Annotated in this window: 10 protein-coding genes; 2 read left to right on the top strand and 8 right to left on the bottom strand. The window is 42.1% G+C overall.

Annotated features, from left to right (window positions below; genetic code table 11):
- Nucleotides 1–359: 359 nt before the first annotated feature.
- Nucleotides 360–1,094 carry a Sir2 family NAD+-dependent deacetylase gene (gene cobB / locus B7C60_RS15615; protein WP_099612438.1) on the top strand — a complete coding sequence of 245 codons (735 nt, stop codon included), beginning with the start codon at nucleotides 360–362 and terminating at the stop codon, nucleotides 1,092–1,094.
- A gap of 78 nt (nucleotides 1,095–1,172) precedes the next feature.
- Here cobB and B7C60_RS15610 read toward each other — a convergent pair whose 3' ends face one another.
- From B7C60_RS15610 to B7C60_RS15600, 3 genes are read right to left on the bottom strand one after another with little or no spacing between them, the layout of a single operon-like run.
- A complete protein-coding gene (locus tag B7C60_RS15610) occupies nucleotides 1,173–1,301 on the bottom strand; it encodes a DUF2474 domain-containing protein (protein WP_099612437.1) in 129 nt (42 codons plus the stop codon).
- A 21-nt stretch (nucleotides 1,302–1,322) separates the two neighbouring features.
- Nucleotides 1,323–2,330, bottom strand: coding sequence for a cytochrome d ubiquinol oxidase subunit II (gene cydB / locus B7C60_RS15605; protein ID WP_099612436.1), 1,008 nt, complete (start codon nucleotides 2,328–2,330; stop codon nucleotides 1,323–1,325).
- A gap of 29 nt (nucleotides 2,331–2,359) precedes the next feature.
- Nucleotides 2,360–3,727 (bottom strand): cytochrome ubiquinol oxidase subunit I, encoded by a 1,368-nt coding sequence (locus B7C60_RS15600; protein WP_099612435.1) that lies wholly within the window; start codon nucleotides 3,725–3,727, stop codon nucleotides 2,360–2,362.
- A gap of 152 nt (nucleotides 3,728–3,879) precedes the next feature.
- Here B7C60_RS15600 and B7C60_RS15595 point away from each other — a divergent pair, with 152 nt between their 5' ends.
- The gene (locus tag B7C60_RS15595) at nucleotides 3,880–5,295 is read left to right on the top strand and encodes an aminotransferase-like domain-containing protein (protein ID WP_099612434.1); all 1,416 of its coding nucleotides are present in this window, start codon (nucleotides 3,880–3,882) and stop codon (nucleotides 5,293–5,295) included.
- Nucleotides 5,296–5,532: 237 nt separating this feature from the next.
- Here B7C60_RS15595 and B7C60_RS15590 read toward each other — a convergent pair whose 3' ends face one another.
- The 5 genes from B7C60_RS15590 to B7C60_RS19725 form a co-directional block, all read right to left on the bottom strand.
- Nucleotides 5,533–6,570, bottom strand: a complete 1,038-nt coding sequence (locus tag B7C60_RS15590) for an extracellular solute-binding protein (protein ID WP_099612433.1) — start codon at nucleotides 6,568–6,570, stop codon at nucleotides 5,533–5,535.
- Between the two features lie 124 nt (nucleotides 6,571–6,694).
- Nucleotides 6,695–7,726 (bottom strand): extracellular solute-binding protein, encoded by a 1,032-nt coding sequence (locus B7C60_RS15585; protein ID WP_099612432.1) that lies wholly within the window; start codon nucleotides 7,724–7,726, stop codon nucleotides 6,695–6,697.
- A 98-nt stretch (nucleotides 7,727–7,824) separates the two neighbouring features.
- Nucleotides 7,825–8,595 carry a spermidine/putrescine ABC transporter permease PotC gene (gene potC, locus B7C60_RS15580; RefSeq protein ID WP_099612431.1) on the bottom strand — a complete coding sequence of 257 codons (771 nt, stop codon included), beginning with the start codon at nucleotides 8,593–8,595 and terminating at the stop codon, nucleotides 7,825–7,827.
- Nucleotides 8,595–9,452, bottom strand: a complete 858-nt coding sequence (potB, locus tag B7C60_RS15575) for a spermidine/putrescine ABC transporter permease PotB (protein ID WP_170887232.1) — start codon at nucleotides 9,450–9,452, stop codon at nucleotides 8,595–8,597. Before potB ends, potC begins: the two co-directional genes overlap by 1 nt.
- A partial coding sequence (locus B7C60_RS19725; RefSeq protein ID WP_245869572.1) for a TOBE domain-containing protein occupies nucleotides 9,436–10,060 on the bottom strand: 625 nt, incomplete at its 5' end. The genes potB and B7C60_RS19725, both read right to left, overlap by 17 nt.

Raw genomic sequence — 10,060 nt, 5'->3', positions numbered from 1 at the left:
TCGCTATTGGTTTAGTAATGCATGGCTAGCCGCTGTTGGTCATGCTATCCCTTATGTGGGAGTGGCCATCGCTGCTGGAGCCATAACATTATGGATTTTTCGGATGATTCAAGGAATGAAACAATTGCAAGCTAATATTCTCCATCAGCCGTCAAAAGGGCCTAATCTGTAAATGAGCGACGTATAAAACCAATGCCTTAGTATTCGAACTGAAACACCCAGCTTGTCTGGGTGTTTTTTCAGCGTTAAACGTGATGTAGGTAGTCAAAAGTACTACTATTGTCTAATCCAGAAAACTAGGTTGACGCTTACAATCGATGTTAAGCTAGTTCTAATATAGTGAAGAGAAGGAATATGGTATGAACTTTCCCTATCAAAATATTGTTGTACTAACCGGTGCGGGAATTTCTGCCGAGTCTGGTATTCAAACGTTTCGAGCTCAAGATGGTTTATGGGAAAATCATCGTATCGAAGACGTAGCCACACCAGAAGGATTTGAACGTGATCCTGATCTGGTACAAACGTTTTATAATCAACGTCGTCGCAAGTTACAGTCAACAACGATAGCGCCCAATGCTGCACATATTGCTTTAGGCGAGTTAGAAAAAAAACTTCATGGCCAAGTTACCATCATCACTCAGAATATCGATAACCTCCACGAACGAGGAGGCAGTCATAATGTCATCCACATGCATGGAGAACTATTAAAAGCGCGATGCAGTGTTTCTAATCAAGTGATTGAGCAGCAGGATGATTTAAACATGGGAGATCTATGCCATTGCTGCCAAATTCCGCAACAGCTACGGCCTCACATTGTTTGGTTTGGGGAGATGCCATTACGTATGGGAGATATTTACACCGCGTTAGAGCAGGCCGATTTGTTTATTTCCATTGGCACTTCCGGTGTTGTCTATCCTGCTGCAGGATTTGTGCATGATGCAAGAATGCATGGTGCACATACCATCGAAATTAATCTTGAACCGAGTGCTGTGGAAAGTGAATTTGCAGAGAAACGTTATGGCAAGGCGAGCATTGAAGTGCCTCGTTTAGTTGAGGAATTATTAGCTTTACAAACCGAATCGAAGCCCGCCTAAGGTTGCCCTTTGACACCATGGCGAACCTATTAATAGTGTTCGCCTTCAATCAGAAATATTTTGATTTGGTGAGGCTGGTTAAGTGTTTAATCCCGCAGCGGTCATCATGATTCGAAATAGGCTTGAAATAATACCTAACGCGAGAACACTGCCTCCCCAAAGACCGATCATCCATGCCCATTGGATACACCATTGTTTTATCTTCATAGAGACTCCTTACCAATTTATTTAGTGATAGGCTTGACCTTGTTTTACTTTTCCTGAAAAAACGTAATAACTCCAAGAGGTATAAGCCAGTATTATGGGAACAATAATAGCGGTACCTATGAGCATAAAAGATTGACTACTGGCCGGCGCGGCAGCATCCCATATTGATATGCTCGGTGGAATAATGTTAGGCCAGATACTGATGCCAAGTCCTGCGAATCCGAAGAGTACGATCAGCAATGCCATGATGAAAGGGCTACGCTCTTTACGGGTTCTGATTGAACTGGCTAGTTTAAAGCATACTATCCCAGTAAGAACTGGCACCGGAACCAGATAATATAAATTGGGTAGCGAAAACCACCGTTCGGCAATCGATGGGTAAGCAAGTGGAGTCCAAATACTGACAATAATTAATATTGAGATCATGACTAGCAAGATGTAATGAGTAAATCGGTACATCGTATTTTGTAGTTCACCTTCAGTTTTCATAATTAACCATGTACTTCCGAGCAGTGCATACGTTGCTACCAAACCGAACCCGCAAAATATTGGGAAAGGAGTGAGCCAATCAAGCTGACCCCCCGCAAAAACACGGTTTTTAACATCGAACCCTTCAATTAGAGCGCCAACCACCACGCCTTGGAAAAAAGTCGTTAAAATAGAACCGATCATAAAAGAGCGATCCCAGAACTTTAAATGATTTTCCAATGCCTTAAAGCGAAATTCAAACGCCACACCGCGAAAGATCAAAGCAATCAACATCAGCGTTAAAGGGATCGTTAATGCTTCTATAATGACCGAATAAGCGAGTGGAAAGGCACCTAAAAGCGATGCGCCACCCAGTACAATCCACGTTTCGTTCCCATCCCAGACGGGAGCTACGCTATTGACCATGACGTCTTTTTGCCTCTCATCCTGAATCAAGGGCATCAAGATACCGATTCCCAAATCGAAGCCATCCATAATGATGTACATCAGCGTTGCAAAAACGATGATTGCGAACCAAATCACGGATAAATCAAAATGCATATTCTTTACCTTTATTGCTATTAGAGAGACTACATACGGCCTGAAATGGTTGTTAGTTCATGGGGTTCATTTTGCTCGATAATATCAGGCCCTTTTTTGATCTGATGGATCATGTAGTAGTAACCAAAGCCAAACACTAAGCTATACACCACAAGAAAGCACAATAGGCTTATGCTCATCTGAAGATCGCCATGTGTAGAAACAGCATCGCGGGTTTTTTGTACGCCATATACAACCCACGGCTGACGTCCAACCTCGGTAGTAAACCAGCCAGCGAGTATGGCAATAAGACCAGCAGGGCCCATAAGTAGAGAAAATTTGAGGAACCAACGTGAGGTATAAAGTGTATTTTTCTTTCGCAACCATAGACTGTAAAAACCTTGAACAATCATCAATAAACCTAGCCCGACCATGATCCTGAATGACCAAAATACGATAGGGGAGTTCGGTCGCTCATCTTTAGGGAAATCTTTTAACGCAGGGATAGGCTCGGTTAAACTATGGCGCAGAAGTAAGCTACCTAATATTGGAATTTTTATTGCAAAGTTTGTTCGCTCTTGTTCCATGCTCGGCATACCAAATATGATTAATGGTGTTGGTTCGCCATCGCTGTTATCCCAGTGACCTTCAATGGCGGCGATTTTTGCGGGTTGATACTCTAACGTATTTAATCCGTGCATATCGCCAATAATCGCCTGAAGAGGCGCGAGGAAAACTAAAAGGCCTAATGACATCGAAAACATAGTTTTTATCGCTGAAGATTGGTTTCCTTTGCGTAGGTGCCAAGCGGCGGCTGCGGCAACAAACAAGGCCGAACTAACAAAAGCAGCAACGCTCATGTGGACTAAACGATACGGAAATGAAGGGTTAAACACGATAGCAAACCAGTCGGTTGGTACCACGCGTCCATTGACGATTTCATAGCCTTGTGGTGTTTGCATCCAGCTATTTGAAGCAAGAATCCAGAAGGTAGAAATAATCGTACCTAACGCGACCATGGAGGTGGCAAAAAAATGCAGTTTTTCACCAACCCGATGCCAGCCAAATAACATCACGCCAAGAAATCCAGCCTCAAGAAAGAAAGCTGTTAAGACTTCATAAGTAAGCAATGGCCCTGTTATTGAGCCGGCAAAATCAGAGAAACCACTCCAGTTGGTGCCAAACTGATAGGCCATAACAAGGCCAGAGACAACCCCCATTCCAAAGTTAACGGCAAAGATTTTAGCCCAAAAGTGATAGAGTTTTTGATAATCGGGATTACGGGTTTTGAGCCATAAACCTTCGAGAACGGCGAGATAGGTTGCCAAACCGATAGTAATGGCGGGAAAAATAATATGAAAAGAGACAGTGAAGGCAAACTGTATCCTTGCAAGGATCAATGCGTCGAGGCCAAACATGAAACTTCCTTTGAGCTTATTAGTATTATCAGAATGCTAGTTTAAAAGGAGAAAAGTGCAGGAAGTAGATACAGATAAACACGATAAATCCATAACAGAATATTAACCAAAGTGTTATTATTTTGAGTAGTGCAAATCGCGAGGTTGTGAGTATGGCAAAATATCAACAGTTAGTTGAACAGCTTAAAAGACAGATAAAGTCGGGGATATGGCACTCTGGGGATAAGCTTCCTTCTCTTCGTCGTCAATCTGAACATTCTGGCTTAAGTTTGATGACGGTATTGCATGCATACCAGCTTTTAGAATCACAAGGCTGGCTCATCTCTCAACCTCGCTCCGGTTATCGAGTTGCCCCCAGGATGAAAAGCGCACATGAGACTCAACAAGTCTCAACTGCTGTTGCATGGACGGAGCAAGTCGATATAAATGCATTTATCTTCGATGTGTTGCAGGCCAGTAAAAATCCCTCCATAGTTAACTTTGGCTTTGCCTATCCAGATCCAAGCCTCTATCCGCGTTACCACGTTAATCGGGCGATGAGTGCCGCCGCTCGTAATATGCCGATTTCTTCCACATTTGATAACTTACCACCAGGAAACGAACAATTGCGCTCAATTATTGCGAAGCGCTATGCCGCTAAAGGTGTTGAGATTGCACCAGATGAAATTATCATTACAGCAGGAGCGTTAGAGGCATTAACATTGAGTTTACAGTCATGTACTCGACCTGGGGATTGGGTTGTGGTTGAGTCACCTACATTCTATGGCGCTCTGCAATCGTTAGAAAGATTAGGGTTAAAGGCATTATCTGTTAGAACAGATCCTGTGACTGGAATTGATTTAGATTCTTTGGAAAGGGCGTTACAAACGCACGATGTCAAAGCATGTTGGCTGATGTCGAATTGCCAAAATCCTTTAGGATTTACCTTAACCAACGAGAAGAAGCAACAATTGGTTGAACTTATTCGACGATATCAGATCCCGATTATTGAAGATGATGTATATAACGAACTTTATTCCGGAGATGAACCCGGACATCCGTTAAGAATGTTCGATGATACAGGTAATACCATGCTGTGTTCATCGTTTTCTAAATCGTTAATTGCTGGGCTTCGTATTGGGTGGGTTGCTGCAGGGAAACAAGCGTTAGAGATTCAAAAGCTACAGTTAATGAGTACACTAGCGACAAGTGCGCCAGTTCAGATGACGTTGGTGCACTATTTGACGAGTCGTAATTATGAATCGCACTTGAAGCAGTTGCGGAAAAAACTGTCTGAACGAAAACGCAAAATGACGGAGCGACTCAAGACACTTTTACCTAAAGAGGTCACCGTGTTCAGTCAAAGTGGCGGGTATTTTATTTGGTTAGTGCTTCCTAAACAGATCGACGCTTTGCAGGTATATCGAGAAGCATTAAACAATAATATTAGTATTGCCCCAGGGAAAATGTTCAGCCTTACCGAACAATATGATCATTGTATTCGGCTTAATGCTTCTTTTGAGTTAAATCTGAAAAATAGTCTTGCACTAAGCACGTTATCTAACATCATCATTAACCAACTGTTGTGATATATCGAACACATTGCTGCGCCTATCCTCAAACAACTTGGAGTTGCTGCTAAGCGGTAAATTGGTCTGGAATAAATGTGAACAGTCGTAGGTTGGTTTTGTTAAGAGCCAAGAATGGCGAGGTGGGGTGAAAGAACATAACCGACACCACTGTAGCTTCAAGTAGAAAGCGGGATAATCTCTCCATAAATCAACAGCGACACTTGTGTCGCTGTTGATTTATCTGGTAAGCAATGATTATTTTACTTTGAGTCGTTGGAAATATTCATCGTAAAGTACGCTGGCGTCACCGACTTCATCTTGCCATTCACCACTTTCCATAACCGATTGTGGTGGGAAGATATTTGGATCGTTAGCAAATTCTTCTGGTAGAAGTTTATGCGCGGTTTTTACTGGCGTCGGATAACCAATTTCTAGAGCGATTTTCGCAGCATTTTCAGGACGTAATAAGAAATCGATCATCTTATGAGCTGCTTCGACATTTTTAGCTTCAGCGGGTATGGCTAAGCTATCCATCCAAAAAATAGCGCCTTTTTCAGGCCAGATAATATCAATCGATGCGCCTTCTTGACGTGCCATATAAGCGGAGCCGTTCCACAGCATTCCTAGAGAGACTTCTCCGGCTAGAAATGGGTTGGCAGGAAAATCGGAGTTAAATACTAATACGTTAGGCATTAACTTGGTTAACTCGTGATAAGCGGCTTCAATTTCTTTTGGATCGGTAGTATTAGGGGAATAACCCAGTTTGCTTAATGCGATATGGAAAACTTCACGCGAGTCATCCATTAGCATGAGTTGACCTTCCCACTTTGCATCCCATAAGTCGCCCCAATTTTTAATGGCGCTTTTATCTAACATATCAGTATTGATACCGATGCCCGTTGCTCCCCAGATATAAGGAATAGAGTAGTTGTTATTAGGATCAAATGATTTGTTTAAAAAGTTAGGGTCTAAATCGGCAAAGTGGCTAAGTTTCGATTTATCTATCGCGCGTAACATGCCTTCTTTACGCATTTTTGAGACAAAATAAGTCGAAGGGACAACTAAGTCATAGCCTGAGCCTTGTGTTTTTAACTTAGCATACATGCTCTCATTCGATTCATAAGTGGAATAAATAACTTTGATTCCGGTCTCTTTGCTAAAATTTTCAAGAATTTCATTAGGGATATATTCAGACCAGTTGTAGAAATAGAGTTCATTGTCGCTAGCCATAACAGAGGTGGTGAATAGCGCGGCTGCGCATAAAGCGCCAGCATACAGTTTACTTTTCTTCATTACAGTTCCGTATTCTTATAGCAATAGCCTAAATTAGGCAAAAGGTGAAGCTAATCAGTGGCTAAGTATAGCAGACCCAAAAAAAATAGGCAGCTAATGCTACCTATTTATCAATACTGTTAAGTTATTGTCCGGCTTTTAACTTCATGAAATAATCTTCATACTTCACGGTTTTATGGCCAACGGCGGCTTGCCACTCAACACGATCTAAATCTTCTTGTGAAGGGAAAAGCGGTTCAACATCTTTAAATTTTGCATTAGATTGGGCGACCCCGGTTAGATATCCAGTATCACGAGAAATCTGCTCCGCAATTTCAGGACGCAATAAAAAGTCGATCATTTTATGTGCTGCTTCGACATTTTTTGCACCAGAGCTAATCGCAAAGTTATCGACCCATCCGATTCCGCCTTCTTTTGGGAAGATTAATTTAATCGGGAGCCCTTCTTTCTGTGCTGCAGCGGCTGAACCATTCCACAACATACCTAGGCCAACTTCGCCAGAGAGATAAGGAGCAGCGGGGTTATCAGAGTTGAAAACCAACACATTTGGCATCAGTTTACGTAACTCCGCATAAGCTTCATCAATCTGCTTATCATCCGTTGTGTTACCGGAGTAACCAAGTTTACGCAGAGCAATATGGAAGACTTCACGCGTGTCATCCATCAACATGAGCTGACTGGCTAATTCTGGTTTCCACAAATCACCCCAACTTTGAAAATCGTTGGGATCATACATATCGGTATTGACCGCAAGCCCGGTAATTGCCACAACATGAGGAATTGAGTAGTCGTTATTTGGATCGTAAGGCTTATTGAGATAGTTCGCATCTAAGTTAGCAAAATTGCTTAACTTTGATTTATCTATCTTTTGCAGCATTCCCTCATCGCGCATTTTCGACACAAAGTAAGTCGACGGTACGACAAGATCATAGCCTTGGTTATGGGTTTTTAGCTTGGCATATAAAGTTTCATTCGATTCATAAGTAGAATAAATAACTTTAATCCCGGTTTCCTTAGTAAACTGTTCTAGTATGCCACTATTAATGTATGGCCCCCAGTTCATAAATACCAATTCCTCATCCTGCGCAACCGCTGTATGTGATAACAGAGAAAGCGCACATGCACTACCAGCTAATAAAGTAGCCCATTTTTTCATTGACGTTAGCTCCAAACCAAACGTAGCCCCATGGGGCGTTATATAGAAAAACAGAATGACGATCGCCATTCTGTTCCGTGTTAAATATCAAGTGAATATTACTTCACTTTTTCCCTTGCTAACAACTGTGATGTGATCACAAGTAGTAATGAAACGACTAGCATCACGGTTGCCAACGCATTCACTTCTGGTGAAATTCCAACCCGAACCATCGAGTAAATTTTTAGCGGTAAAATTTCGTAGGTGGGCCCGGTCACAAACGAGCTAATAATCACATCGTCTAAAGATAGTGTAAAGCTCAATAGCCAACCAGCGGCAACAGCGGGCTTCGCCAAAGGAAAAATGATTTTTTTCAAAATTACCCATTCACTTGCGCCTAAATCTTTTGCGGCTTCTAACATTTTCACATCAAAACCGTTTAAGCGGCTGTATACCGTCACAACCACAAATGGTAAACAGAATGTGATATGGGCAATTAACAGCGTAAAAAATCCGAGTTGTGCGCCTAAGACAATAAAGAGTGCTAGTAGGGCAATGGCCATGACAATGTCTGGTGACATCATGACGACAAACAACATACCATTGACCATTTTTTTACCCTTGAATTGATATCGAAACAGAGCAACGGCCGTTAGGCTACCGATGAGGGTGGCAGCAGTGGCGGAAAATACCGCAACAGTAATTGAGTGCCATGCAGCTTGCATCAAGCTATCATTATTCACTAAAGCGTGATACCACTTGGTGGTAAACCCACCCCAACGGATGCCGAACCGGTTATCGTTAAAAGAGTTGACGATAAGCACTACGATAGGGAGGTATAAAAAGAGATATACCAAGCTCATAAAGCTAAATCTAACTGTTCTTCCCATTAGTCTAGCTCCACTTTTCTATTCAATAATTTTCCAGCACGATAGTAGGCATATAGCATAATGGCCATTGCTGCGGTTAAGGCGATACTGGTTGCAGCCCCAAACGGCCAATCTCGAGCATTTAAAACTTGGCTCTTAATCACGTTACCAATCAGCAAGTTTTTCGCACCACCAAGGAGATCAGCAATATAGAACATGCCTAATGCCGGGAGTAGAACGAGTAGACAACCACCAATAATTCCGGGCATCGTTAAAGGCAATACTACTTTGATCAGCGTTTGTAGCTTATTGGCACCGAGATCTCGCGCAGCTTCAATGTAAGTGCTATCGAGTTTTTCAATCGCAGAATAGAGCGGTAGGATCATAAAAGGCAGTAGAATATAGACCAAACCAATCATCACGGCAGTTTCGGTGTACATGATACGCAATGGTGTCTCGATTACTCCGATTCCGAGCAGTAACTTATTTAAGATCCCTTGGGTACCTAATACTACTTTTAATCCATAGGTGCGGATTAATGAGTTGGTCCAGAAAGGAACAATGATAAGAAATAGCATGATAGGACGCCATTTTTCTGGCATTTTGGCCACAATATAAGCAAAAGGGTAGCCAATGACTAAGCAAAGCAGTGTTGCGACAATCGCCATATAAAACGAGTGCAGCATGACTTTGGCATACAAAGGATCCATCAAGCGTAAATAGTTTTCAAAGGTAAACGTAAAATCAATCAGATTGGATTCATCACGAGTGAGAAAACTAGTTCCAATAATCATCAGATTAGGAATAAGAACAAACAGAGTCAGCCATCCGACAATTAATGCGATAATCGCATTTTGCAGATTAATCTTGTTGCTCATCATTGAGGACCACCTCCCAGCTTTCAATCCAAGTAATCGCGACTTTTTGGCCGATAGAGTGGTCTACGTCGGGATCATCCTCATTAAAAAATTCACTGACTAACACTCGCATACCAGAGTCTAACTCAACGATCGACTCTAACGTCATTCCTTTATAAGTTCGATCAGTGACGTGGCCGACAATGCCTCGAGTTTCCGACTCTTTAATTTCTTCGATAAGAAGATCTTCAGGTCGAAGTAGAACTTGCAATTTATCGCCTTTTACGACCGCTTGATCGTAGTAAACAATAGCAGGCACATCATTGATCGTGACTTTTATCCGCTTATCATCGATACGTTCTTGCATTTCTGCATTAAATACATTGATTTCACCGATAAAGCGCGCAACGAAGAGGTTTTTAGGTTCTTCATAAATCTCACGAGGAGAGCCATCTTGCTCAATAATTCCATCACGCATGACAATAATACGATCTGACATCGATAAAGCTTCTTCTTGATCGTGAGTCACGAAAATAAAGGTAATGCCTAGTTTACGTTGCAGCTGCTTAAGCTCGATTTGCATTTGTTTACGCAGCTTATAGTCAAGAGCCGATAAAGATTCATCAAGA

Origin of the sequence: Vibrio fujianensis (genome assembly GCF_002749895.1) — a bacterium.
Classification (GTDB): Bacteria; Pseudomonadota; Gammaproteobacteria; order Enterobacterales; family Vibrionaceae; genus Vibrio; species Vibrio fujianensis.
The sequence above is the reverse complement of the archived record's forward strand: the minus strand, read 5'-3'. Positions and strand labels throughout refer to the sequence as shown.